Source organism: Flintibacter faecis, assembly GCF_014287875.1.
GTDB lineage: Bacteria > Bacillota > Clostridia > Oscillospirales > Oscillospiraceae > Lawsonibacter > Lawsonibacter faecis_A.
Genome location: NZ_JACOPN010000002.1, coordinates 221,012 through 247,381, shown reverse-complemented (window position 1 = coordinate 247,381; position 26,370 = coordinate 221,012). Strand labels below are relative to the sequence as shown.

Sequence of the window (26,370 nt, the reverse complement as noted above, 5' to 3'; positions counted from 1 at the left end):
CACCGAAAAGAATCGAAAAAACGACGAAAAAATAACAGGACCTTTAGAAAACATAAAGTCGAAAAAGAACCAAAGGCAAAAATAGACTTGCATTTTTGGGCAATATCCGATAGAATACAGTTTATCAGCAGTTTTCCTAACAAAGAACAAGCGAAAGACAAAGGTGGTGAAAATCGTGTCAGTGGAAGCCATTGAAAAGGTGACGCAGACCGAGCAGGAGGCCAAGCAGCGCAAAGACGCGGCGGCGGCGGAGAGCAAGCAGAAGCTGCAGACGGCCCAGCGGGCGGCCCAGCGGATGCTGGAGGAGGCCCGGACAAACGCCGAGGCCCAGGCCCGCCAGATGATGGCCCAGGCCGAGGCCCAGGCGGCCCAGCAGACTCAGCAGGTGCTGGACCAGGCCGCCCAGGAGTGCCAGACCATGAAGCAGGCCGCCCGGAGCCATCTGGAACAGGCCGCCGAATTGATCGTAGAAAAGGTAGTGAATGGCTGATGGCTATCGTGAAAATGGATCATGTGCGGCTGATCGCCATGACGGAGGACCGGGAAGAGATCCTGCGCAGGCTCCAGCGTCTGGGCTGCGTGGAGATCGACCAGGCCGTCCTCCCAGCGGATCAGCCCCAGTCCGGGCAGGCTCCGCCGGAGGAGACGGACAGTCTCAGCCTTCTGCGGGAGCAGCTCAGCCGCCCGGACACCCAGCGGCTGGGCGCCGCAAGGGAGGAGCAGAATCAGGCTGACCACGCACTGTCTGTCCTGAAAAAATATGCCCCGGCCAAAGAAAAATTTTTGGTGCCAAAGCCCAGCCTGGACGAGACGGACCTGTTTGACCAGGCCGCAGCAGACCGGGCCCGGCAAAGTGCCCAGGAGATCAACGGGGCCTTCCGCCGGGTGAACACCATCCACGCCGAGCAGACCAAGCTGGCCGCCCAAAAGGCCCAGCTGGAGCCGTGGCGGACCATGGACCTGCCCCTGGATACCCAGTCCACCGCCCAGGTAACGGTGCAGATGGGCACCCTGCCCCCGGAGGCCGACTTCGACGCCGCCCAGGGGGCGGCCCTGGCCGCCGGTGAACTGTCGGAGCTGACCAGGATATCCGCCGATCGAAACGCCCAATATTGCCTGTTGGTGTGCCACGCCAGCCAGAGCGAGGCGGTGCTGGCCGCTCTGAAGGATGTGGGCTGGTCCCGGGCCAGCCTGAAGGAGTGGTCGGGCACGGCGGCGGAGAATCTGCAAAGGCTGGACGAGGAGCTTGCCGCCCTGGACCGGGAGCTGGCGGAGACGGAGAAGAAGCTGTCCGGCATGGGCGAGCTTCGCCCCGCCCTGCGCCGCCTGTATGACCGGGCAGAGGCAGATGTCCGCCGGGAGGAATCCCGCCAGCGGCTGCTGGACACCAGTCAGACCTTCTACTTAGAGGGCTGGCTCCCTGCGGAGCGGCGGGAGGCGGTACAGGAGGCACTGGCCCCCTTCCCCACGGCGTGGGAGCTGACCGAGCCCAGCCCGGAGGAGTACCCCGCCGTGCCGGTAAAGCTGAAAAACAACTGGCTCACCCGGCCCCTGAACATGGTGACGGAGATGTACTCCCTGCCCGCCTATGGCTCCCTGGACCCCAACCCCCTGATGGCCCCCTTCTTCATCCTGTTTTACGGCATGATGATGGCGGACATGGGCTATGGACTGGTGATGATGCTGGCCTCGCTGATCGTGCTGAAAAAGAAGAAGCCCGGCGGCACCATGGGCCACCTGTTCGGCCTGTTGGGGCTGTGCGGTGTGAGCACCTTCCTTTTCGGAGCCCTTACCGGTGGCTTCTTCGGCGACTTCCTCACCCAGCTGTTTGCCCTGACCGGCATCAAGACCAACTTTGCCCTGCCCGCCCTGTTCACCCCCTTGAACGACACCATGATGATCCTGGTGGGAGCCATGTGCCTGGGCTTTGTACAGATCATCACCGGCATGGCCATCAGCTTTGTGAAAAAGCTGAAGCACGGTCAGATCATGGACGCCGTGTGGGAGGAGGTCACCTGGTGGGTGGTATTCGCCGGACTGGCCCTGGCCATTCTGAAGGTCACGAACCTGGTGATCATCCTGGGCGGCGTGATGGTGGTGGCCGGACCGGTGCTGACCGAAAAGGGCTTCGGCAAGGTCACGGGGATCTTCGGCTCCCTCTATAACCACGTCACCGGATATTTCGGAGACATTTTGTCCTATTCCCGACTGATGGCACTGATGCTGGCCGGGTCGGTCATCGCCCAGGTGTTCAACACCCTGGGTGCCATCCCCGGCAACGTGTTCATCTTCATCATCATCTCCATGGCGGGCAACACGCTGAACTTTGCCCTGAACCTGCTGGGCTGCTATGTCCACGACCTGCGCCTGCAGTGCCTGGAGTATTTCAACAAATTCTATGAGGACGGCGGAAAGCCCTTCCGCCCCCTGGACCTGAACACCAAATACTATAACGTGGTCAAAGATTAAGGAGGAAACAAAAATGGATCTCTCTCAGATGACGGAAGTTTACCAGAGCATGACGGTTTTGGGCAGCATCGGCGGCCTGGCCCTGGCCCTGCTGGGCGCCGGCCTGGCGGCGGTGCTCAGCGGCATCGGCTCCGCCAAGGGCACCGGCCTGGCCGGTGAGGCCGGCACCGGCCTTTTGTGCGAGGACCCCAGCAAGTTCGGTAAGGTGATGATCCTGCAGGTCATCCCCGGTACCCAGGGCCTGTATGGTCTGGTGGTGTGGTTCTTCGCCGTGTTCCGTATGGGCCTGCTGTCCGGCGTTCTGCCCCAGCTGACTGTGGCCCAGGGTATGCAGTATTTCGTGGCCTGCCTGCCCATGGCGCTGGGCGGCCTGTTCTCCGCCATCGCCCAGGGCCGCGTGGCCGCCGGCTCCATCAACATCCTGGCTAAGAAGCCCGACGACTGGTCCAAGGGCATGGTGCTGTGCATCACCGTGGAGTTCTATGCCATCCTGTCTCTGCTGGCCTCCATGCTGATGATCATCAACATCAGCGCCTGATCGCCTGGAAAGGACTTGCCTTATGGAAGGAATCGAAAAAATCACCGCCAAGATCCTCTCTGATGCTCAGGCTGACATCGACCAGCTCAACGCCCAGACCCAGGAGAAGGCGGATGCCATCGCCCGACAGGCCCGGGCCCAGGCGGACAAGGAGACCGCCGAAACCCTGGCCCGGGGACAGAAGGCCGCCGACGAGCGGCTGGAACGGCTGAGCTCCGCCGCCCAGATGGAAAAGCGCAAGCTGGCCCTGGCCGCCAAGCAGGAGGTACTGGGCGAGGCCTTTGACCTGGCCCTGGACAAGCTGTGCTCCCTGCCTGAGGAGGACTACATCGCCCTGCTTACCCGCCTGGCGGTGGAGGCCTCTGAAACCGGGAAGGAGCAGCTGATCTTCTCCGAGGCCGACCGCGCCCGGGTGGGCAAGCAGGTGGTCATCGCCGCCAACGAATGTCTGGTGAAGGGGGTGGCCCCCGAGCTGCCCGGTGCGCTGGCCGACACAAAGGTTGGCGCTCTGCTGGGCAAGGTGGTCAACTCCACCGCCGCCATGGTCACCGGCACCGGCCTTCTCACCCTGGCACAGGAGACCCGAAAGATGCGGGGCGGCTTTGTCATGCTGGACAACGACGTAGAGATCAACTGCACCTTTGAGACGCTGGTCCGCCTCCAGCGGGAGAAGCTGGAGAAGCAGGTGGCCCAGGTTTTGTTCCCGGAATAATGCCGGAGCAAGGATTTTAATAAGGGAGGAGGGATACCTTGTCCCACCGAAAAGATACGGATTATCTCTCTGTCTCCGCCCGGGTCAGGGCCATGGAAAACCGCCTGCTGACCCGGGACCGGATGGACCGGATGATCGACGCCGCCGACGACGGCGAGGCACGGAAGGTGCTGGCCGAGTGCGGCTACCCCGAGGGGGGCAGTCTGGATCAGGCCCTGGCCGCCGCCCGGGCCGACGTGTTCCGGGACATGGAGTCGGCGGTGCCCGACCGGAGGCTGGTAGAGATATTCCAGCTGAAATACGATTATCACAACGCAAAGACCCTGCTCAAGGCCGCCGCCATGGGGCGGGACCCCCAGCCCCTGCTGCTGCCCGGCGGACGATATGACCCCGCCGAGCTGGCCGAGGGCTGGCGCAGGGAGGAGCTGCGGGGCTGTTCCCCCGCCTTCCAAACGGCCATGGCCCAGGCCAAGGCCGTTCTGGAGGACAGCCATGATCCCCAGCAGGCCGACCTGATCCTGGACCGGGCCTGTTATGCAGAGATGGAGCTGCTGGCCCGGGACTTGGACAGCCGCTTTTTACAGCGCTACGTCCGCCTTCTGGTGGATGTGGCCAATCTGCGCACCGCCGTGCGGGTCCACCGCATGGGCCGGGAGCCGGAATTCCTGCGCCAGGTGCTGCTGCCCGGCGGCAGCGTGTCCGAGCAGAGCATCGCCGCTGCCCGGGCCGACGCCCTGGGCGAGCTGTTTGCCGCCGGGAGTCTGGCCCAGGCCGCCCAGCTGGGGGCCAAGCTGGCCCATCCGGGAGCGGGAGCCATGACTGACTTCGAGCGGGCCTGTGACGATGCGGTCACCGCCTATCTGGCCTCGGAGCGCCGGGTCCCCTTTGGGGAGGAGCCGGTGGTGGGCTATCTGTACGCCCGTGAGGCGGAGTTCACCGCCGTGCGCACCATCTTTGCCGGGCGGGCGGCCAAGCTGGAGGGCGACGTGATCCGCCGCCGCCTGCGTGAGACCTATGTGTAAGGAGGGGGAGACCGATGTATAAGATCGCCGTGATGGGCGATGCCGACAGCGTGCTGGGCTTTCAGGCCCTGGGGCTGGAGGTCTGCCCCGTCAGCAGTGCGGAGGAGGGCCACCTGGCCCTGCACCGCATGGCCAAAGAGAACTATGCCATCATCTACATGACCGAGCAGCTGGCCGCCAAGCTGGGGCCGGACATCGCCCGGTATAAAGATGCCCTGACCCCCGCCATTATTCTGATCCCCGGCAAGGAGGGCAGTCTGGGCATCGGTATGGCCAACGTGAAAACTGCCGTGGAGCGTGCCGTTGGCGCAGACATCTCCTGAACCTGAACGCATTGCAATTACTAGAAAATCTACCCGAAAGAAGGTATTGAAACCTATGGGAAAGATCGTCAAGGTCTCCGGCCCGCTGGTGGTTGCCACCGGCATGGAGGAGGCGAACATGGCCGACGTGGTCCGTGTGGGCGAGCAGCGCCTGATCGGTGAGATCCTTACCATGAGTGGGGACTCCGCCTCCATCCAGGTCTATGAGGAGACCTCCGGCCTGGGCCCCGGGGCCGAGGTGGTCACCACCGGCTCCCCCCTGTCCGTGGAGCTGGGGCCCGGCCTGGTAGAGAATATTTACGACGGCATCCAGCGCCCGCTGGAGGTCATTATGGAAAAGGTGCAGGGGAACAACCTGCCCCGAGGCGTGGAGGTCCCCGCCCTGGACCGGGAGAAGAAGTGGGAGTTTACCCCCACCATCCAGCCCGGGGCCAAGGTGGTGGGCGGCGACGTCATCGGCACCGTGCAGGAGACCGCCTCCATCCTCCACAAGATCATGATTCCCCCCAAGATGAAGGGCACCATTGTCTCCATCCAGTCCGGCGCATTCACCGTCACCGAGACGGTGGCCGTGCTGGAGACGGAGGAGGGCGAAAAGGTCGAGCTGCCCATGATGCAGAAGTGGCCCGTGCGTGTGGGCCGCCCCTATAAGCACAAGTACCCCCCCACCATCCCCCTGCAGTCCGGCCAGCGCATCGTGGACACCTTCTTCCCTGTGGCCAAGGGCGGCACCGCCGCCATCCCCGGCCCCTTCGGTTCGGGCAAGACGGTGATGCAGCACGCCCTGGCCAAGTGGTCCGACGTGGACCTGGTGGTCTATATCGGCTGCGGCGAGCGGGGCAACGAGATGACCGACGTGCTGCGGGAGTTCCCCGAGCTGGTGGACCCCCGCACCGGCGAGTCGCTGATGAAGCGCACCGTGCTCATCGCCAACACCTCTGACATGCCCGTGGCCGCCCGAGAGGCGTCCATCTACACCGGCATCACCATCGCCGAGTATTTCCGGGACATGGGCTATGCCGTGGCCGTCATCGCCGACTCCACCTCCCGCTGGGCCGAGGCCCTGCGTGAGATGTCCGGCCGGCTGGAGGAGATGCCCGGCGAGGAGGGCTACCCCGCCTATCTGTCCTCCCGTCTGGCCCAGTTCTACGAGCGGGCAGGCTCTGTGTCCTGCATCGGCTCTGATGAGGACCGCCGGGGCAGCCTGACCGCCGTGGGCGCCGTGTCCCCTCCCGGCGGCGACCTGTCCGAGCCCGTGTCCCAGGCCACCATGCGTATCGTCAAGGTGTTCTGGGCCCTGGACGCCTCCCTGGCCTATCGCCGCCACTTCCCCGCCATCAACTGGCTGAACTCCTACTCTCTGTATCTGGACAGCCTGAAGCCCTGGTATGACGAGCACCTGGGCAAGGACTTCCTGAAAAACCGGGAGTGGGCCATGTCCATCCTGCAGGAGGAGGCCAGTCTGAACGAGATCGTCCAGCTGGTGGGCAAGGACTCCCTGTCCGCCAAGGACCAGATCACCCTGGAGATCGCCAAGATGATCCGAGAGGACTTTTTGCAGCAGAACTCCTTTGTGGACATCGACTCCTACTCCGAGTATGACCGCCAGGCCCGGATGCTGGCCATGATCCGCAAATATGAGGACGAGTGCCGTGCGGCCCAGCAGCGGGGCGGGACCCTTGCGGAGCTGTTCTCCGTGCCCGCCCGGGAGAAGATCGGCAGAGCCAAGTCTGTCCCCGCCGACCAGTATAAGACCGCCTATGATGCCATCCAGGACGAGATGGAGCAGGAGATCACGGCCATTGCCGAGAAGGGAGAGGACGCGCTGTGATTCGTGAATACAAGACCATCCGAGAGATCTCCGGCCCCCTGATGGTGGTGGACCGGGTCCAGGGCGTCACCTATGACGAGCTGGCCGAGATCCAGCTGGCCGACGGGACCGTCCGCCGCTGCAAGGTGCTGGAGGTCAACGGCGACTCCGCCGTGGTCCAGCTGTTCGAGGCCTCCGCCGGCATCAACCTGGCCCAGTCCAAGATCCGATTTTTGGGCCACCCCCTGCAGCTGGCCGTGTCCGGCGATATGCTGGGCCGGGTGTTCAACGGCATGGGTCAGCCCATCGACGGCGGCCCCGCCATCCTGGCCGACGAGTATCGGGACATCAACGGCCTGGCCATGAACCCCGCCGCCCGGAACTACCCCAACGAGTTTATCCAGACGGGCATCTCTACCATCGACGGACTGAACACCCTGGTCCGGGGACAGAAGCTGCCCATCTTCTCCGGATCCGGCCTGCCCCATGCGGCCCTGGCCGCCCAGATCGCCCGCCAGGCCAAGGTGCTGGACGGGGAGTCCAACTTCGCCGTGGTCTTTGCCGCCATCGGCATCACCTTCGAGGAGTCGGAGTTCTTCGTCAGCGAGTTCAAGCGCACCGGTGCCATCGACCGCACCGTGCTGTTCACCAACCTGGCCAACGACCCCGCCGTGGAGCGTATCGCCACCCCCCGTATGGCCCTGACCGCTGCGGAGTATCTGGCCTTTGAGAAGGGGATGCACGTGCTGGTCATCCTCACCGATATCACCAACTACGCCGAGGCCCTGCGGGAGATCTCCGCCGCCAAGAAAGAGGTCCCCGGCCGCCGCGGCTATCCCGGCTATCTGTACACCGACCTTGCCACCATGTACGAGCGGGCGGGCCGTCAGGTGGGCAAGGAGGGCTCCATCACCATGATCCCCATCCTCACCATGCCCGAGGACGACAAGACCCACCCCATCCCCGACCTGACCGGCTACATCACCGAGGGGCAGATCATCCTCTCCCGTGAGCTCTATCGCCGGGGCGTGAATCCCCCGGTGGACGTGCTGCCCTCCCTGTCCCGTCTGAAGGACAAGGGCACCGGCGAGGGCAAGACCCGTGAGGACCACTCCGGCACCATGAACCAGCTCTTCGCCGCCTATGCCACCGGCAAGGAGAACAAGGAGCTGATGAGCATCCTGGGCGAGGCGGCCCTGTCCCCCACCGACCTGCTGTACGCCAAGTTTGCCGACGAGTTTGAAAAGCGCTATGTCTCCCAGGGCACCGACGAGAACCGCTCCATCCAGGAGACGCTGGACCTGGGCTGGGAGCTGCTGAGCATCCTGCCCCGCAGCGAGCTCAAGCGCATCAAGCCGGAGATGATCGACAAGTATCTGCCCAAGAAAGACTAAGGAGGGATCGAAATGCCTTCCACGACCATCAATCCCACCCGCATGGAGCTGACCCGCCTGAAGGGCCGCCTGAAAACGGCCCAGCGGGGCCACAAGCTGCTCAAGGACAAGCGGGACGAGCTGATGAAGCAGTTCATGGACGTGGTGCGGGAAAACCGCGCCCTGCGCCGCCGGGTGGAGGAGGGCCTGATGCGGGCCCACGGCTCCTTCACCGTGGCCGCCGCCCTCATGTCCCCGGAGATGCTGCAGCAGTCCCTGCTCTATCCCAAGCAGAGCGTGGAACTGGATATGACTTTTCAGAACGTGATGTCGGTGGACGTGCCCAAGTATCACTTCAAAACCACCGGCCAGAACGCCGGGGAGGTCTATCCCTATGGCTTTGCCCAGACCAGCGGCGAACTGGACGACGCAGTGGATGCCATGTCCGGGGTGTTCCAGGACATGCTCCGTCTGGCCGAGGTAGAAAAGACCAGCCAGCTGCTGGCCGAGGAGATCGAAAAGACACGCCGCCGGGTGAACGCCCTGGAATACGTCAAGATCCCCGAGATGCAGGCCAACATCAAATATATCACCATGAAGCTGGACGAAAACGAGCGCTCCAACACCATCCGCCTGATGAAGGTGAAGGATATGCTGCTGAAAGAGTCCATCGAAGAAAAGCGGGCCGAGGACGCCCGGGCCCTGCGGGACTTCCGCAGTGAGGGGCAGTAAGGCTCAGTGAAAAGACAAAAAAGACGGTGCCGCAAGCTTTTTAAAAGCAGCGGGGCCGTCTTTTTGACGATTGAAACTGTAGAAAATCTTCCCTCCCCCCTTGCATTGCGGTGCGGATTTGATACAATACTCTTGTTGCCTTTTCGTGAGAAGGCATGGCGGTTTTGATTGCCGCTGAAAGATTCGGCCTTTTGGCCGGGGAGGAGAGAAGAGGACACATGAGCAAGGTGGAAGAGTACATCATCAGCATCCCGGACTATCCAAAGCCGGGGATCATCTTCCGGGATATCACCTCGGTGCTGCGGGACGCAGACGGTCTGCGTCTGGCGGTGGATGAGATGACCCAGTGCATCGGCGATACCCAGTTCGATGCCATCGTGGGACTGGAGTCCCGGGGCTTTCTGTTTGGAATGCCCATGGCCTATAACCTGCACAAGGCGTTTATTCCCGTCCGCAAGCGGGGCAAGCTGCCCCGGGAGACCGCCCATATCTCCTATGACCTGGAGTATGGCTCGGCGGAGATCGAGGTCCACAAAGAGGACATCACCCCCGGGATGCGGGTTGTGGTGGTGGACGACCTGATCGCCACCGGCGGCACGCTGGAGGCGGCCATCAAGCTGCTGGAGGGGCTGGGCGCCAAGGTGGTCAAGGTGGTCTGCCTGCTGGAGCTGAAGGGGCTCCACGGCCGGGACCGCCTGGCCGGCTATCCCACGGAGACCGTGATCGCCTACGAGGGCAAGTGACACTGAGAGAAAGCAGAGAGAAGAGAGAAAAGAAAGGGAGAATTTCATGTTAGAGCGTGTATTCAAGCTGTCTGCCCATAAGACAGATGTGAAGACCGAGGTCATGGCCGGTATCACGACCTTTATGACCATGGCCTATATCCTGGCCGTCAACCCGTCCATTTTAAGTTCCACCGGCATGGACAGCACCGCCGTGCTGCTGGCCACCGCCCTGGCCTCTTTCCTGGGTACTGCATGCATGGCCCTGATGGCCAACCTGCCCTTCGCCCTGTCCGCCGGCATGGGCCTGAACGCCTATATGGCCTATACCGTGGTGGCCGGCTATGGCTACAGCTGGCAGGTGGCCCTGCTGGCCGTGTTTATCGAGGGCCTGATTTTTGTGGTCCTGTCCCTGACCAACGTGCGCGAGGCCATCTTCAACGCCATCCCCCTGAATCTGAAGCGGGGCGTGTCTGTGGGCATCGGCCTGTTTATTGCCTTTATTGGCCTGCAGAACGCCGGACTGTGTGTGGACTCCGCCACCCTGGTCACCATCACCAGCTTTACCGACAACTTCCACACCGCCGGCATCTGCGCCCTGCTGGCCCTGGTGGGGCTGTTCCTCACCGCTGTGTTCTACATCCACAACCTGAAGGGCGCCATCCTGTTCGGCATTCTGGCCACCTGGATCCTGGGTATGCTGTGCCAGATGACCGGCATCTATGTCCCTACCCCAGATGCCGGGTTCTACAGCATGTTCCCCACCCTGGGCATGACCGACTTTTCTAAGCTGGGGGAGACCTTTGGCCAGTGCTTCCACGTGGACTTCAGCGCCGTGGGCCTGATCAATTTCGTCGTGGTGGTGTTCTCCTTCCTGTTTGTGGACCTGTTTGATACCCTGGGCACCCTGATCGGCGTGGCCACCAAGGCGGACATGCTGGACGAGGACGGCAAGCTGCCCGGCATCAAGCCCGCTCTGCTCAGCGATGCCATCGCCACCTCTGCCGGCGCGGTGCTGGGCACTTCCACCACCACTACCTTTGTGGAGTCCGCCTCCGGCGTGGCCGTGGGCGGCCGCACCGGCCTGACTGCCATGGTCACCGGCGTACTGTTCCTGGTCTCCACCCTGTTTGCCCCCATCTTCACCGCCATCCCCTCCTTCGCCACTGCCCCCGCCCTGATCATGGTGGGCTTTTTGATGGTGGGCACCGTGACCACCATCCGCTTCGATCTGGACAACCTGACCGAGGCCATCCCCGCTTATCTGGCCATTATCGCTATGCCCCTGTTCTACAGCATCTCCGAGGGCATCTCCCTGGGCGTGATCTCCTATGTCCTGCTGAATCTGGCCGCCGGCAAGGGCAAGCGGATCACTCCGCTGATGTATGTTCTGGCGCTGCTGTTCATCCTGAAGTATATTTTCCTGTAAGCATTCCGGCGTTGTACGCCCCGCCCCGGCAGGGACGGAGAGCGCAAAAACGAGAGAAAACGGACCGTTTGACTTATCTTGGGTCAAACGGTCCGTTTTTTGTGCAGAGGAAAGCCTGTCGCAGGGGACTTTAGAAGAAATCGTAAAGAATGGTGTATCCCCCGGCATAGAGAAAGGCGGCACCCAGCAGGAAGAAGAGAATGCCGCCGAAATAGGGGGGACGGACTGGGTCTTCCCGGATGCGTTTGGGATCGTTGGGGTCGTAGTAGCCGGTGACACAGGCACCCACGGGGCGGCAGGTGTCCTGGCGGCTGACGTACTGATAGGTCTGGCCGTCCACCGTGTATTCATAGGTGGGCGTGTGGACGGTGGAATAGCACTCCCGGCGGGTGCCGTCCTCCTGCTCCTCCCAGGTGGTCATGGTGGACTCTTCAATGTGGATGATCTTCATGGGGGTGGTGCCGGTGTACTGTTTGCGGTCGCTCGCATAGGCCCGGAAGAGACTCCGCCGGTGGAAAACACCCACTGCGACCAGCAGCAGCCCCACGCCAAAAAACAAAAATCCGTCCATAATCGGTTCCTCCTTTTTCTGTGCTGTCCTCATTTTATCACGGGACAGGGGAGAGGAACATTAACCAAAGGTTAGGAAGCGCCGCCCGGGAGGAGCGCCAGAAGGCGAAGAAGCCAGACCGCCGTCCGGGGCATGGCAGAGGCGGGAGTGAGCGCCGGAAGGCCACGGGGCCGGATGCGCCCGACGGCCTGCTCCCCTGCGGTCAGGGCAGAGGAAAAACGGGCGGAGGACGCTGCGGCATCTGTGCCGGAGATGGATGGGGAAGCGGCAGGCGCAGCGCTCCCGCCTCCACCGCCACCGCCTCCGCCGCCCCCACCGCTGGGTGCGGGGGCGTTCTGGGTCCAATGGGCGTAGAAAACAATGTTGTCGTCCAGCCCGTCGATTCGGCCGGAGCGGAAATAAGGGGTGTCCTCCAGCCGGTCGCCGCCGTCAGGGGCGGTATACCAACCGGAGAAGGTCCAGCCGGACCGTGTGGGCGCGGGGGAGGGAAGGGACAGCCCAGTCCTGGTGACAGCGCCACTTGCCCAGCTGCCGCCGTTGGCGTTCCAGCGGCAGGTGTATACGGGGTCGCCCGGCTCAAATTCTGCCCGGACGGTCATGTTCTCCGTACCGATGGTCAGTACGTTGTCCGTCACAAACGAATCCATCCCCTGGACGATGTGCCAGGTTTTCAGCCGCCAGCCCGTGTCTGGAGTGGCGTTCAGCGTGACGGTATCCCGGTATTTCCCGGAGCGGGCCGAGGAGGAAGCTGTTCCGTGCCCGTCTGTCTCCACGGTCACGGTGTAGATGGGCTCAGGCGGCGGAAGCGGTTCAAAGTCCGCCCGGACGGTGACGTTCCCGGAGCCGATGGTCAGCAAGTTGTCCGTTAAAACCGCATCCTCGCCATGGAGCAGGGTCCAGCCCTTGAGCTGATAGCCTTCATCCGCTGCGGCGGTGAGGGCGAGCGTTTCCCCTTGCTTGCCTGATTTGGCCGAAGCGGAAGCCGTCCCATGCCCGCTCGTCTCTACCGTTATGGTATAGGTGGGGTCAGGTGGCGTAACCGCCACAAATTCAGCCCGGACATTTATGTTGTCGGAGCCAATGGTCAGGATATTGCCGGAAATAGAAGCGCCGTCACCTTGGAGATAGTGCCAGCCTTTCAACTTCCAGCCATCGTCCGGTATGATGGTCAGCGTGATCTGATCCCCGTATTTTCCAGAACTGGCTGAGGGGATAACGGAGCCGTGACCGTCCGTCTCGATGACGACGGAATAAGTAGGGACAGGTTTTTCGATCTGTTCAAACTCCGCCTGGACAACTACGCCGCCATCGCCCAGAGTCAGGATGTTGTCGGTCAAAGCTGCCCCATTTAAAGAGAGCAGGACCCAACGTTTCAGTTTCCAGCCCTCATCCGCTGTGGCATACAGGGTGATCGTATCTCCCTTTTTGCCAGATGTGGGGGAAGCATGGGCCTCTCCTTGGCCGGTGGTCTTAACCTCCACACGATAAGTCAGTTCCGGTTCCGGATTCGGTTCCGGCTCCAGCTGTTTGTCCTGTTCAAATTCCGCCGTGACGGTGACATCGCTGGAGCCGATGGTCAAAGTGTTGCCTTGGAGTTTTGCACCGGTTCCGCTGGTCAGGGTCCAATGATTGAAATGCCAGCCGTCAGCGGCTTTATAGGTCAGGTCGATGTTCTCGTCCTGCCTCCCGGAGGAAGATGAAGCAAACGCATCGCCCCGTCCGTCAGTTTTTACAGTTACGCTGTAGGTCTGCTCCTGCTGTTGATCTGTGACAGTAAAGAGGAGCCAGATATCAAATGGTGAAGGATAATCAGGGTATATACTAAATTCTGCAGCCCCGAATGTTTTGCATGATCCTTTATTTTGGTAACGGTGATCGTAAGAGAAAAAGGCATCCTTTCCATTTACAGTTGTGATAGCTGTTTTGGAAATGGGATATCCCGGTTCTACAACTGCTGTTATATTCAGGAGATAAGTTGTTTTGTTTTCAAAGGTTTCGTCTGTAAAAGGGTGATCTTCACCGTCGATTAGCTTCCTCCAGGCTATATTATCAACTTCGATGCCAGCCGTAAGAGACTCGGCAGTCTGTGCGGGGGTTTCTCCGGCTTTCGGTTCGTCGATGCTGAATTTGATTTCGGAAATAGGAGTGCTGGTTTCATCTGCCCAGGCCGCAGTGGGCAGCAGACCCAGGCACAGGCAGAGGACAAGCAGCCAGGACAGGAGTTTTTTTCTGCATTTGTGCGGGGTGTGGTTGAAGGTTTGGGTGTTCATACAGTCTCCTCCCTCTCTTGTGCTAGATACCAGCTTTGGTAATTTATGAAAACAGCATAGCACAAGAGAGCTTCTGACACAACATGCCATGTAAAAATTTGTCGAAAAATACAAGAAATTTCTTGCTGAGATCTGAACGGATGGTTTGCGATATCTTTGCGAGAACAGAAAAACGTCCAAACGAGAAGTTGCCTACCTTTATAATTGACGGAAAAACGCAAAAATGCTAAAATACAATATAGGAAAAATGGATTTTTCTGCAGCAGAACACCCCGCGGCGGGGGAAAAATGTTCCAAAAGGTGGGCTTTCATGATTCAAATTGGCTTGTGCGACGACGATCTGGCGATTTTGAGCCAGCTGCAGGTGCTGCTGGACCGCTATCAGGTGGAGCGAAACGCGGAGATCACCTCGGCGGCCTTTCAAAGTCCGCTGGAACTGCTGGCGGAGATCGAAAAGGGAATGCGGTTCGACATCCTGCTGCTGGACGTGCTCATGCCCGGGGAAAACGGCATCGATGCCGCCCGGGAGATCCGCCGGTATGACAACAACGTAAAGATCATTTTTCTTACATCTTCTTCGGAATTTGCCGTGGAGTCCTATACCGTTGGAGCCTATTTCTACCAGCTCAAGCCCATCTGGGAGGAGAACTTTTTCCGCCTGATGGACGCGGTCATTGCCGAGTGCGAAAAGAGCAGCGGCATGAGCCTGATCCTCCGGTGCAAGAGCGGCATCACCCGGGTGGAGCTGAACAGGCTGGAATACTGCGAGGTGCTGGGCCGCTCCCTGTGGCTGCATCTGGTGGGGGGAGCGGTGCTGGAGAGCGCGGGACGGATGGACCACCTGTGCGAGCAGCTGGCCGATCACGAAAACTTTCTGCGGGTCCACCGGTCCTTTCTCATCAACCTGGACTATGTGAGGAATATCATGCCCAAGGCCATCACCATGGCCAGCCTGGCTGAGCTGCCCATTCCACGGGGGAAGTATGGCGAGCTGAAGGACCGGTATCTGGAGTATGCCTTCCAGCGAAAGCAGGTGTTCCTGTGAGCTTGTACATCTGCAACACGGTGGCGGTGGGCCTGTTCGGCATCGTTTTGTCCGCCGCCTTCTGCAACATCCGCTGGGACCGGAAAAATGTCCTGTGGATGGCCGCTGCCACCGCCGCCATCTATCTGCTTCAGGCGGTGGTCTATTTTGGCATCGACACGACTCGGGGGCAGTATCTCTACCCCATCCACACCCACCTGACATTGGCCATCGTGCTGTGTGTACTCAGCCGCCAGCGGCTGTGGCCGGTCATCTCTGTCCTCACGGCCTATCTGTGCTGCCAGCTGCGGCGGTGGCTGGCCCTGGTCATTGTGGCCGTTCTGGGCGGGGGCGACCGGATGCAGTACATCGCGGAGATGGCCCTTACCGTTCCGCTTTTGATCCTGCTGCTGCGGGCGGCCCCGGCGGTGCGCTCTGTGTCCCGATATTCCACCGCTATCCAGTGCCAGTTCGGCAGCATCCCCGCCCTGTACTATGCGTTTGACTATCTCACCCGGGTCTACACCCACTTGCTGGAGAGCGGCTCCCCGGTGGTGGTGGAGTTTATGCCCTTTGTGTGCTGCGTGGCCTACATCATCTTTGTGGTGCGCCTGTCGGCGGAGCAGCGGGCCAGGACCCACTTAGAGCAGCTGCAGAGCAGTCTGAACCTGCAGGTGAGCCAGGCCGTGCGGGAGATCGAGGGTCTGCGGGAGTCCCAGCAGAAGACACGGGCCTATCGCCACGACCTGCGCCACCACCTGCAGTATCTGGATGCCTGTCTGGAAAACGGCCAGATCGACCAGGCCCGGAAGTATATCCGCTCCATCGACGCGGCGATCGAGGCCAGCCGTCTGACCGTCTACTGCGAGAACGAGGCGGCCAACCTGATCCTGTCCGCCTTTGCTTCCCGGGCAAAAAATCAGGATGTGTCCCTGTCCATCCACGCCCAGCTGCCCCACGTGCTGCCCATTGCGGAGAGCGACCTGTGCGTGCTGCTGTCCAACGCCCTGGAAAATGCCCTCCACGCCTGTGCCGAACAGGAGCACAGCGCCATTGTGGTGCAGACCTATGTGCAGAGCGAGAAGTTCTTTCTCCAGGTGGTCAACGACTGCTCCAAACCGGTGCAGTTCCAGCGTGGCATCCCGGTAACGGACCGTCCGGGCCACGGCGTGGGGGTGCGCAGCATCTGCGCCATCGTGGAACGGTATGGCGGATTGTACAGTTTTTCTGTGCAGAATGGCCATTTCATACTGCGGCTTTCCCTGTGATTCGGAGCCAAACGACATTTCAAGACATTTTCAGGACGTTTCATGCAGAAACGTCCTTTTTTATTTGCTCAGGGTCTATACTGTGGGTACAGTGCAAGGCACCGGAAAAGAGATAAAATTTGGAGGAATCTATCATGAAAAGACTGCTTACCCTGACCCTGGCCCTGGTGATGTCCCTGTCCCTGACCGCCTGCGGCGGCTCTGACGATGCCGGCAGCAGCGACGAGAGCGACGTGTCCGTCAGCGCTTCTCAGTCCGCCGAGGACGGCAGCGGCGATGCCTCTGTCCCCGAGGGCCGCATCAGCGACGAGAAGCTGGCCGAGCTCACCGAGGCCTATAACAACGTGGCCGTGCCCTATAATGAGATCGCCAACCTGGTGAACGAGAACGGCTGGATGGCCGACGAGCAGACCAACGCCGAGATGAACGCCCTGAACAGCACCCTGGGCACCGTTGGCACCGCCCTCACCGAGGACATCTCCATGCTGGACGGCGCGGACGTGGACGCCCTGATCGCCTCCCTGAGCGACGAACTGCCCGGCGCTCTGGCTGAGTTGAAGGACCGCGTCTCCGTGCCCTACGAGGGCTGATCGCCCCATCTGAATGAAACGGCTGACTGTCCGGTCCTCATCCCGCGGCAGTCGGCCGTTTTCTGCTGAAATAGGAGGTAACTTTCATGACGATCCCAATTATCATTGCCCTTCTGGTGGTTCTGCTGGCCGGGTGGGTCATGTCCACTCAGCGGCGGCTGGTGGTGATGGACGAGAACATCAACAACGCCATGAGCCAGATCGGGGTGCAGCTCTCCTCTCGCTTTGATGCGCTGACCGCCCTGCTGGACCTGGCCAAGGGCTATGCCGCCCACGAGTCCCAGACCCTGATCGAGACCATCAAGTCCCGCCGCAGCGTGATCACCGCCAAGTCCACCCCACAGGACGTGCTCCGGCAGGAGGGCGTGATCTCCGAGGCCCTGGGCCGCATCTCCATGGTGGCCGAGCGCTACCCCGAGCTGAAGGCGGACAAGGGCTATGCCAAGTGTATGGACGCGGTGGACAGCTATGAGAAGATGGTGCGTACCAGCCGCCTCATCTATAACGACTCTGTCACCAAACTGAACCGGGAGATCCGTATGTTCCCCGTCAGTCTCATCGCCGGGATGCTGGGCTTCCGCCAGCGGGACTATCTGGAGGCCCGGGAAGACAAGGCCGACATGCCCAGCATGAAGTGATGAAGACCCTGACCCGACTTTTCGCGGCCCTGCTGCTGACGGCGGGGCTGTGCGCCGTCCCGGCGGGGGCGGCCAACCGGGTGGAGCGCCTGACCACCGACGTGGCCCTGGAGCAGGACGGCTTGGCCCACGTGACTCAGGTCTTCTCCGCACAGACGGACGAGGGCACGGAGTTTTACATGGACCGGCTCACCTCCGGCGGGCTGACCTATGCCAACTTCGCCGTCGCCGACGAGAACGGCCCCTATGCCCTGACGGCGGATGACCGCTGGGACGTGGACGCGTCCTTTACGGAGAAGGCGGGCAGGTGCGGCCTGCTGAACATCGACGGGGGCGTGGAGCTGTGCTGGGGCATCACCGACTACGGCTCCCACACCTACACGGTGTCCTATGATATCCAGGGCCTGGTGGGGGGCTATTCCGACGCCGACGGGCTGCTCTACCGCTTTATTGACCCGGACCAGTCCGTGTTTCCCACCAATGCCGACCTGATCATCCGCATGGCAGACGGCACACCCCTGACACAGGACAACTGCGGCATCTGGGCCTTCGGCTTTGAGGGACAGATCCAGTTTGAAAACGGCATCATCCACGCTTGGACGGACAGCCCCTTAGAGGGCGGCCAGTATCTGACGGCCATGGTCCAGCTTCAGTCCGGCCTGCTCCAGCCACAGCGGGTGGAGGAGGGCAGCTTTCAGACGGTAAAAGATGCCGCCTTTCAGGGCAGCGATTACACCGAAGCGGCGGACGAGCCCCTGACAGCCATGGACATCGTCTGGATGGTGGTCTCCCTGGCGGCGATTTGCGGCGGCATCTTCGGCATCTTCGCCCTGCTCCGGGCCCGGAAGAGGGCCAAGGCGAAGAAGCAGCTGGCCAAGATCGACTACTTCCGGGATGCTCCCAACGGCGGTGACCTGAACGTGTCCTATGCCCTGGGGCTGGGGCTGAAGAGCTGTACCGACGAGAGCTATCTGGCCGCCCGGGTGCTGCGCCTGGTCACCCTGGGCAGCCTGGAGCCGGAGCTGGAACCGGGGAAGAAGAACCGGGCATCCATGCGCTTTGTCCGGGAGCCCCACAACGGCGACCCCTTTGACGAGGCCCTGTACACCTTTTTACAGGCGGCGGCAGGAGCGGACGGGGTGCTTCGGGACAGCGAGCTGGAGGACTTCTGCTGTGATGACCGCCATGCCAAGACATTAAGCGACATGCTGGAGAGCAGCGGTCATCAGGGAGAGCTGACCCTGTCCCGCACAGGCTGCCTGAAGGGGAACAAGTGCCGCCGGGCCAAGGACCTGACCCCCAGGGGCCAACAGCAGCGAAACGAGCTGCTGGGCCTGAAACGCTATCTGCTGGACTTCTCCCTGCTGGCGGAGCGGGATGTGAAGGAGACCTTCCTGTGGCAGGAGTACATGGTATATGCCGCTCTGCTGGGGGTGGCCAAGCAGGTGATGGAGCAGCTGCGGCAGCTCTATCCCGGCCAGCTGGCTCAGGTGGAACAGTATCAGCGCTATCTCCAGAGCACGGCCCACTGGAATGCCTATCTGGCCGGCGCAGTGGAGCGCCGGCGGCAGGAGACCCAGGCGGTCCGCTTTGGCGGCGGGGGCGGCATCGCCTCCCTGGGCGGAGGCGGCGGCGCTTCCGGCGGGGGCGGCATAGGCACCCGATGACGCGAGAGAACATAAAATGACGGAACCTTAGGAGGAAACGACCATGGGATTATTCAGCAATAAGAAGAAGCTCTGCCCCATCTGCGGAAACCCCACCCCCCGGCTGCTGCCCACCAAGATCGAAGGGGAGGCCATCTGCAAGGAGTGCGACGGGAAAGTTGACCTGCCCACCGGGGCCATCAACAGCATGTCCCTCACCGATTTCAAGGAGTATCTGGCCGCCTTTGAGGAGAACCAGGCGCTCCAGCAGGAGTTTCAGGAGACCTATCGCTTCAACATCGGCTTTTGGGGCTGCACCATCTATGTGGACGAGGAGCACGGCCTGTTCCGCATGAAAGACGGCGCGGGCTGGGCCTTCCAGGGCAAGGATATCAAGTCCATCCGCATCTCCGAGGACAGCAGCCCCCTGTATGAGAGCGCCAGCGGCACCCTGAAGTGTTACGCCAGCCAGGTGCCCGCCCGGGTGGATGCCCTGTCGGCACAGATCGCCCAGTTCCACATGGAAAAGCAGATGTTCCAGCGGCGGGAGGCCATGGAGGGCCTGCACCGGGCCGGACAGGAGACCCCGGAGGAGCGCCGGGAGCGGGAGCGGGACAACGACCTGTACCGCCCAAAGTTCGATGTGCCTGCCCCTGTGGAGAAGTTCCGCATTGAGATCAAGCTGAACCACCCCTATTGGAAGTCCTTTGACGAGAAGATCTCCGGCCCGGAATTTGACCGGGACTACCCCCGGGCGGCAGATTACATGAAGAGCTATCGGGAGCAGACGGAGGAGCTGCACCTGCTGGCCAAAAAGCTGATGCACATGATGGACCCCAGCGCCGGTGAGACCCAGGTGGGCGGCGCTGCCGCCGCTGCGGCCACCGCTCAGTCCGCGGCCCAGGCTGTGCCCACCATGCCCGCCGATGCCGTGGCCGAGATCCAGAAGTATAAGGCACTGCTGGATGCCGGTGTCCTCACCGAGGAGGAGTTCACCGCCAAGAAGCGGCAGCTGCTGGGCATCTAAGAGGAGGACGACCATGAAGATGAAGAAATATCTGTCTCTGCTTTTGGCTCTGGCCCTGCTGCCCAATCTGGCCGCCTGCGGCACAGAGGATACCTCTGCCGATGAGACGGGGGACGGCAGCTGGGCGGTATACTGGTATCTGTGCGGCAGCGACCTGGAGTCCCAGAACGGCTGCGCTACCGCCGACCTTTCTGAGATGCTGGAGGTCCAGCTGCCGGAGAACGTGAACGTGGTCATCGAGACGGGCGGGGCCAATGCCTGGCAGAACGAGGAGATAGACCCGAGCAAACTCCAGCGCTGGCTGTATAACAGCCAGGGCCTGCAGCTGCTGGAGGAGGAGGATGCCGCCGACATGGGCGACAGCCAGACCCTCTACGAGTTTTTGGACTTTGCCAACGATAACTATCCAGCCGACCATGTGGCCGTCACCTTCTGGAACCACGGCGGCGGCAGCGTCAGCGGCGCGGCCTTTGACGAGAAGTTTGGCTATGACTCCCTGACCCTGGACGAGATGTATCAGGCGTTCGATGCCGTGTGGCCCGCCGACCGGGAGGACCCGGCCCTGGAGCTGGTGGGCTTTGACACCTGCCTGATGGCGACAGTGGACGTGGCCTCGGTATTCCAGAACTTTGCGAAATACCTGGTGGCCTCGGAGGAGGTGGAGCCGGGCAACGGCTGGCTCTACTCCGGCTGGCTGGACCAACTGGCCAAAGACCCCGGCATGGACGGGGCGGCTCTGGGCCAGGCCATCTGCGACAGCTTCTATCAGGGCTGCCAGGCAGTGGAGACCCAGGACCGGGTCACCCTGTCCGTCACCGACCTGACGCGCCTGTCCCCCCTGCTGGAGGCCTATGAGGCCTTCGGTCAGGAGGCCCTGAACGCTGCGGCGGAGAATCCCGGCTTTTTTGCCCAGCTGGGCCGGGCCGCCGCCCAGAGCGAGAACTACGGCGGCAACACCCGGGAGCAGGGCTACACCAACATGGTGGATCTGGGTCATCTGGCCCGGCAGACCGCCCAGCTGCTGCCCTCGGCCCAGGACGTGTGCGATGCCCTGGCCGACTGCGTGATCTATCAGGTGGGCGGCCAATACCGCAGCGAGGCCACGGGTCTGAGCTGCTACTATACCTACAGCGGCGACCTGGACGACCTGAATGGCTACCTCATCGAGGGGGAGAGCGCGGCCTTTAAGAATCTCTATTCCTATGCCCTCACCGGCCAGCCGGAGGACGAGGACTATGTGTCCTCCCTGGGGATCGGGTCTCTGCCTCAGCTGCGCACCCTGGCGGACACGGACTGGGACGGCGCACCCCTGGACGTGGACGACAACGGCATCGCCTTCCTTACCCTGGGCCCGGATGCCCAGAACATCCTGTCCAGCATCGGTTTCTCCCTGTTCTATGTGGACGAGGAGAGCGACCAGATGATGCTGCTGGGCACCGACAACGACATGGAGGCCGACTGGGACAACGGCGTGTTCCATGACAACTTCCGGGGCGTGTGGGGGTCCATCGACGGCCATATGGTCTATGTGGAGCTTGCTTACGACGGCGAGGACTATAACCTGTACTCCGTGCCCATCCTGCTCAACGGCGAGGCCTATAATCTCCAGGTGGCCTATGACTTCACCTTGGAGGAGTGGAGCATCCTGGGGGCCAGCCAGGGCCTGGACGACACGGGCATGGCCAGCAAGGAGCTGCGCCTGCTCCAGCCGGGGGACCAGATCACCACCATCTGGCAGCTGTCCACCTACAGCGGGGACGACGACTTTGAGATGTACGCCGCCGAGGAGTTTACTGTGACCGACCAGACCGCCTTCGGCGAGACGGCCCTGCCCGACGGGAACTATGCCATGGTCATCACCATGCAGGATGCCGCAGGGAACGAGGCCTATTCCGATGCCGTCACCTTCCAGTGTGAAGGCGGCGAGATCACTACCACCACGGTCTATCAATGATCCCGGCATGAAAAAGCAGCACCGCGGCACACGTTTGAAAGAATGTGTGCCGCGGTGCTGTTCGTCTGGCAGCACGTCAAATTTCTGAACGTTCTGCAGGCACTTTGTGCCAGTTTTGCGGGGAATATGCCGCAAGTCAGAAAGAAAGATTTGTGGGTAGGGAGCTGTTCTGTTATAATGTAAAGTATCATAAAGCAAAATGAACCCATGGAACGGGTCACGACGAGGAAAGGACGGTGCGCAATGGCTGCAAAAATGTTTTACACTGTGGTCGTCGCGGACGATGAGGAAGAGCTTAGGGAGGCAGTGTGTACCATGATCCCCTGGCAGGATTATGGGTTCCAGATGGTGGGGAGCGCCAGCAATGGACTGGATGCCCTCCAGATGGTGGAGCAGCATGAGCCGGATCTGCTGATCACCGATATCCAGATGCCCTTTATCTCGGGGATCGAGCTGGCCCGGCAGGTGCGGGAGATCCGTCCGGCCACCAACATCGCGTTTCTCAGCGGTTATGACGATTTTGAATACGCCAAACAGGCCATTCAATACAACATCATCAGCTACATGCTCAAGCCGCTGACCATCGAAGGCCTGGGGGCGGAGCTGCGCACCATCCACGAGAAAATCGATGCCCAGTTTGCCCTGTTCCGTCAGGCGGCCCAAAAAAACGATGGGATGGATGCCCGGGCGGCGATCCTGATGCCGCTGGTGCTGGACGAGTATGCCGAGCCGGAGGGGGAGGCACAGGCGAGAGCCACTGCCCGTCAGTGCGGCCTGCTGCGGGACGAAGAGGACAAGCCCTGCTATACCGTGATGGTATCTTCCCTGCTGAATGAGGATGGCGGCAACTGTACCACCCACGCCTTTGTGGCATCGGTGGACCGACTGGCTGCCAAGTACCTGCGGAGCGTCAGCTTTTTCACCTCGGGCAAGGTGATCTCGGTACTGCTGGGCAATCCTTCGGATTTTCAGGAGTATCTGCATATCCTGGCCGATGAGATCTCCCAGATGGCGGACCGGGTTTTGGGCAGACGGTGCTATGTGGGCGTCAGCCGGGAGACATGGAACCTCAGCGGTCTGCACGGGGCATATCGAGAGGCCATGGAGGCCCTGCGCCAGGGGGAGGGTGCCGAAGGGGGCGTTCAGTTCATCAGCGACCTGTCTCCCGCGGTCAAGGGCGGCAGCCTGCTGTGCAAGCGTGCTCTGGATGCCCTGGACCAGCATTATGCGGATGCCGACCTCTCCTTGGTCTCCCTCAGCGGTATGCTGGATGTCAGCCCCAATCACCTGAGCGCCTGCATCAAAAAATACGCAGGCGAGACCTTTATCAACATACTCATCCGCAAGCGGATGGATGCGGCCCGAGAGCTGATCGCCACTTCCAGCTTGAAGATCCAGGAGATATCCCAGCGCTGCGGCTATATCGACCAGCACTATTTCAGCTACTGCTTCAAAAAGTACTGCGGCGAGTCGCCCAACGCCATGCGCCGCCGCCTGGACCGGGAAAAGGCGGGTGAGCGGTCTTGAAACGCGGCCTTTCCCAAACGGGTCTGCGCACGACCACCATTCTGGTGTCCATGGTGGTGGGAGTGGTGGCGATCATTTTGTGCTGCTGTATCCTGCTGTTTTTGGATCATTACCGCAGCGCCACGGTTCAGAATGCGCGCACCAGCAGCGCGCAGGCAGTGTCCCAGGTCTCTAACACGGTGAGCGATTATCTGAGGGACATGGAACAGGCGATGGACCTGGTAGAGCGCTCCATGTGGGAGAACGCGGACGAACGAGACAGAGCGCTGGAGGCATTTCTTACATTCCGGCCTGATGTGGTGGCGGTCACAAGCTACTCCCCTTCCGGTGTGCTGCTGGACTGCTGGTCCCTGAAACGGGAGCCGAGAGAGCAGATCGTTCAGAACCTCTCCTTTGACCTGGGGCGGGCCAGAAACTCCGGTGCAGCCTACATGACAGCGCCCCATGTGGAGAGCATTTTTGAGGGATACTACCCCTGGGTAGTGACCAGAACGGAAAAGCTGGAGGAGGGCGGAAAGGCTGCCTGGGTGTCCCTGGATCTGAGTTTTTCCAGTATCTCCAGCTACATCAGCAATGTGAGCATCGGCCAGCGGGGCTATTGCTTTGTTATGGATGGGGCGGGCAATATCGTCTATCACCCCCAGCAGCAGCTGCTGTACGCCGGACTAAAAACGGAGGACACCGGATCGCTGGCCGCCCTGGCGGACGGCTCCTACGCAGACGATACCGTGATATACAGCCTGACCAGCGTGGAGGGCAGCGACTGGCGGATCGTGGGTGTCAGCTATGTGGATGAACTGGTCAACCGCAATGTGAGCGAGATGCTCCAACTGTCCATGGTGCTGGCGGTGGTGGTGCTGATAGCGGCGGTGCTGACCAGCTGGCTGCTCTCCAGGCTCTTGAGCCGGCCGCTGCGCGGCCTGGCCTCCGCTATGGAGGACTTTGAGCGAGATGCCGACCACTTTTCCTACCACCCTGTAAGAGGGACGCAGGAGGTGCGGGAGCTGTCGGATTCCTTTGGACACATGGTCCTGCGCATCCAGCGGCTGATGACGACTGTGCGTGAGGAAGAAGTCAATTTGCGTAAAACAGAGCTGAAGGCGCTCCAAGCTCAGATCAACCCCCATTTCCTCTATAATACCCTGGATTCCATTGCGTGGATGTGTGAGCAGGGACGCAACGCGGATGCGGTCAAAATGGTTCATGCGCTGGCCCGGCTGTTCCGCATCAGTATCAGCAGGGGGCACGAGCTTATCCCCATCGCCAAGGAGATCGAGCATGCTGAGAGCTATCTTGAAATTCAGAAGTACCGCTATAAGAATCAATTTACCTATGCCTTTGATGTGGAGCCGGAGTGCCTGGACTACTATTGCAATAAGATCACCCTTCAGCCCATCATCGAAAACGCCATCAATCACGGTCTGGATCTGATGGTGGAAGAGGGACGGATCGATGTGCAGGTGTGGAGGGACGGAGAGGATATCGTATTCTGTGTGCAGGACAACGGTGTGGGCATGAGCCGGGAGCAGATCAGTTCCATCATGCAGCGGGAGACCACTGACCGCACCGGCATCGGGATCAGGAACGTGGACGACCGGATCAAGATCTATTTTGGCAGCCGGTACGGCCTGCGCATCACCAGTGAACTGGATGTGGGGACCTGCGTGGAGATCCGTATGCCCGGGATCAAGGAGGGAGACAATGAGGCGAAGTAAATGGACCGCGGTCTGGCCGATGGTACTGGCGCTCCTCCTGAGCGGCTGTGCCGCCGGGGTGCCTGCCAAACAGCATACGGTGACGGTGATCGCCAAATCCACCCAGACGGAGTTTTGGCTCTCTGTGTTTGCCGGGGCCAAGGCCGCGGCCACGGAATATAATGCGGAACTGAACATCCTTGGGCCGGAGACGGAGGAGGACTATGAGACCCAGAATCAAATGATCGCCGACGCAGTGGAAGCCGGGACGGAGGCCATCGTTTTTTCCGCCATTGATTTTGAGAAGAATGCCGCCGCCATTGATGATGCCGCCAGAGCCGGTGTCAAGATCGTAGCCATTGACAGCAGCGTGGATTCCGAACTGGTGAGCACCTATATCGGAACGGACAACTATGCCGCCGGACAGATGGCGGCCCAGGCCGCACTGGATCGGGTAGACGGCCCGCTGAAGGTGGGCGTGGTCAACTATGATGTGGGCACCGCCAACGGGCAGGAGCGGGAACGCGGTGCGTTGGACGCATTCAGAGACAGCGGACGGGCGGAGATCATGGCTGTGGTCAATACGCTGACAGATGCGGCCCAGGCCAGAACCGACACGGCGGCCATGCTGGGGCGCTCCCCGGACATCAACGTACTGCTGGCCTTCAACGAACCTACCAGTGTGGGCGCGGCCCAGGCTGTGGAAGATCTGGGCTGCACGGAGGATGTGTTCCTGGTGGGTTTTGACTCCAATGTGGTTACCATTGACGGCCTTCAGGAGGGTACCGTGGATGCTCTGGTCGTGCAGAACCCCTATGCTATGGGCTACCTGGGGGTAGAGAGCGCCTGCCGCCTTCTGACCGGCCAGACCAACGATATGGAGCCTACCGTGGATACCTCGACCAAGATCGTGGACAGGGACAATCTCTTTGAAATAGGCAGTCAGAAAGCGCTTTTCGCCTTTGAACGAGAACAGAATTAAGCGTTTTACACAAATTATGACGGTGCAATTTTTATAGATCAAACAAAAT

The 26,370-nt window shown here is 61.1% G+C and carries 23 protein-coding genes; 21 read left to right on the top strand and 2 right to left on the bottom strand.

The features are described from left to right. The first annotated feature begins 175 nt into the window (after positions 1-175). The 11 genes from H8S55_RS03810 to H8S55_RS03760 all read left to right on the top strand — a co-directional run bounded on the left by H8S55_RS03810 (position 176) and on the right by H8S55_RS03760 (position 11,130). The gene (locus tag H8S55_RS03810) at positions 176-490 is read left to right on the top strand and encodes a hypothetical protein (protein WP_207721727.1); all 315 of its coding nucleotides are present in this window, start codon (positions 176-178) and stop codon (positions 488-490) included. Further along, positions 490-2,469, top strand: coding sequence for a V-type ATP synthase subunit I (locus H8S55_RS03805; RefSeq protein ID WP_186877893.1), 1,980 nt, complete (start codon positions 490-492; stop codon positions 2,467-2,469). Before H8S55_RS03810 ends, H8S55_RS03805 begins: the two co-directional genes overlap by 1 nt. A 13-nt stretch (positions 2,470-2,482) precedes the next feature. Beyond that, complete coding sequence (locus tag H8S55_RS03800) at positions 2,483-3,007, top strand: V-type ATP synthase subunit K (protein ID WP_227145608.1); 525 nt, start codon at positions 2,483-2,485, stop codon at positions 3,005-3,007. A 22-nt stretch (positions 3,008-3,029) separates the two neighbouring features. Next, a complete protein-coding gene (locus H8S55_RS03795; RefSeq protein ID WP_186877892.1) occupies positions 3,030-3,719 on the top strand; it encodes a V-type ATP synthase subunit E in 690 nt (229 codons plus the stop codon). Between the two features lie 38 nt (positions 3,720-3,757). Beyond that, positions 3,758-4,741: a V-type ATPase subunit gene (locus H8S55_RS03790; protein WP_147563009.1), complete on the top strand. Its 984-nt coding sequence runs from the start codon at positions 3,758-3,760 to the stop codon at positions 4,739-4,741. A 14-nt stretch (positions 4,742-4,755) separates the two neighbouring features. Beyond that, on the top strand, positions 4,756-5,064 hold the full coding sequence (locus tag H8S55_RS03785; protein WP_147563008.1) for a V-type ATP synthase subunit F: 309 nt from the start codon (positions 4,756-4,758) through the stop codon (positions 5,062-5,064). 55 nt (positions 5,065-5,119) lie between these two features. Then, positions 5,120-6,895: a V-type ATP synthase subunit A gene (locus H8S55_RS03780; protein ID WP_186877891.1), complete on the top strand. Its 1,776-nt coding sequence runs from the start codon at positions 5,120-5,122 to the stop codon at positions 6,893-6,895. Further along, the gene (locus H8S55_RS03775; RefSeq protein WP_147563006.1) at positions 6,892-8,268 is read left to right on the top strand and encodes a V-type ATP synthase subunit B; all 1,377 of its coding nucleotides are present in this window, start codon (positions 6,892-6,894) and stop codon (positions 8,266-8,268) included. The genes H8S55_RS03780 and H8S55_RS03775 overlap by 4 nt, the downstream gene beginning before the upstream one ends. Before the next feature lie 12 nt (positions 8,269-8,280). Next, a complete protein-coding gene (locus H8S55_RS03770; protein ID WP_147563005.1) occupies positions 8,281-8,979 on the top strand; it encodes a V-type ATP synthase subunit D in 699 nt (232 codons plus the stop codon). Positions 8,980-9,197: 218 nt separating this feature from the next. Then, positions 9,198-9,722, top strand: coding sequence for an adenine phosphoribosyltransferase (locus tag H8S55_RS03765; RefSeq protein WP_186877890.1), 525 nt, complete (start codon positions 9,198-9,200; stop codon positions 9,720-9,722). 46 nt (positions 9,723-9,768) lie between these two features. Continuing rightward, positions 9,769-11,130 carry an NCS2 family permease gene (locus H8S55_RS03760; protein ID WP_186877889.1) on the top strand — a complete coding sequence of 454 codons (1,362 nt, stop codon included), beginning with the start codon at positions 9,769-9,771 and terminating at the stop codon, positions 11,128-11,130. A 130-nt stretch (positions 11,131-11,260) separates the two neighbouring features. Here H8S55_RS03760 and H8S55_RS03755 read toward each other — a convergent pair whose 3' ends face one another. After that, positions 11,261-11,701 (bottom strand): DUF3592 domain-containing protein, encoded by a 441-nt coding sequence (locus H8S55_RS03755; RefSeq protein ID WP_186877888.1) that lies wholly within the window; start codon positions 11,699-11,701, stop codon positions 11,261-11,263. A gap of 71 nt (positions 11,702-11,772) precedes the next feature. Next, positions 11,773-13,971 (bottom strand): InlB B-repeat-containing protein, encoded by a 2,199-nt coding sequence (locus H8S55_RS03750; RefSeq protein ID WP_207721725.1) that lies wholly within the window; start codon positions 13,969-13,971, stop codon positions 11,773-11,775. Positions 13,972-14,281: 310 nt separating this feature from the next. On the opposite strand from H8S55_RS03750, the gene H8S55_RS03745 reads away from it, so the two are divergent. From H8S55_RS03745 to H8S55_RS03700, 10 genes are all read left to right on the top strand, one after another. Beyond that, the gene (locus tag H8S55_RS03745; RefSeq protein ID WP_186877886.1) at positions 14,282-15,016 is read left to right on the top strand and encodes a LytR/AlgR family response regulator transcription factor; all 735 of its coding nucleotides are present in this window, start codon (positions 14,282-14,284) and stop codon (positions 15,014-15,016) included. Continuing rightward, a complete protein-coding gene (locus tag H8S55_RS03740) occupies positions 15,013-16,263 on the top strand; it encodes a sensor histidine kinase (RefSeq protein ID WP_186877885.1) in 1,251 nt (416 codons plus the stop codon). The genes H8S55_RS03745 and H8S55_RS03740 overlap by 4 nt, the downstream gene beginning before the upstream one ends. 134 nt (positions 16,264-16,397) lie before the next feature. Then, entirely contained in the window at positions 16,398-16,853 is a 456-nt protein-coding gene (locus H8S55_RS03735; protein WP_186877884.1) for a hypothetical protein, read from the top strand. Positions 16,854-16,939: 86 nt separating this feature from the next. Further along, positions 16,940-17,491: a LemA family protein gene (locus H8S55_RS03730; RefSeq protein WP_186877883.1), complete on the top strand. Its 552-nt coding sequence runs from the start codon at positions 16,940-16,942 to the stop codon at positions 17,489-17,491. Beyond that, positions 17,491-19,158: a DUF2207 family protein gene (locus H8S55_RS03725; RefSeq protein WP_186877882.1), complete on the top strand. Its 1,668-nt coding sequence runs from the start codon at positions 17,491-17,493 to the stop codon at positions 19,156-19,158. The genes H8S55_RS03730 and H8S55_RS03725 overlap by 1 nt, the downstream gene beginning before the upstream one ends. A 43-nt stretch (positions 19,159-19,201) precedes the next feature. After that, positions 19,202-20,164 (top strand): SHOCT domain-containing protein, encoded by a 963-nt coding sequence (locus tag H8S55_RS14040; protein ID WP_243200447.1) that lies wholly within the window; start codon positions 19,202-19,204, stop codon positions 20,162-20,164. Between the two features lie 13 nt (positions 20,165-20,177). Then, on the top strand, positions 20,178-22,118 hold the full coding sequence (locus H8S55_RS03715) for a clostripain-related cysteine peptidase (RefSeq protein ID WP_186877881.1): 1,941 nt from the start codon (positions 20,178-20,180) through the stop codon (positions 22,116-22,118). 243 nt (positions 22,119-22,361) lie between these two features. Then, the gene (locus H8S55_RS03710; RefSeq protein ID WP_147562994.1) at positions 22,362-23,645 is read left to right on the top strand and encodes a response regulator; all 1,284 of its coding nucleotides are present in this window, start codon (positions 22,362-22,364) and stop codon (positions 23,643-23,645) included. After that, on the top strand, positions 23,642-25,360 hold the full coding sequence (locus H8S55_RS03705; protein ID WP_366467288.1) for a cache domain-containing sensor histidine kinase: 1,719 nt from the start codon (positions 23,642-23,644) through the stop codon (positions 25,358-25,360). The genes H8S55_RS03710 and H8S55_RS03705 overlap by 4 nt, the downstream gene beginning before the upstream one ends. Then, positions 25,347-26,321: a substrate-binding domain-containing protein gene (locus tag H8S55_RS03700; RefSeq protein ID WP_186877880.1), complete on the top strand. Its 975-nt coding sequence runs from the start codon at positions 25,347-25,349 to the stop codon at positions 26,319-26,321. Before H8S55_RS03705 ends, H8S55_RS03700 begins: the two co-directional genes overlap by 14 nt. Positions 26,322-26,370 lie beyond the last annotated feature (49 nt).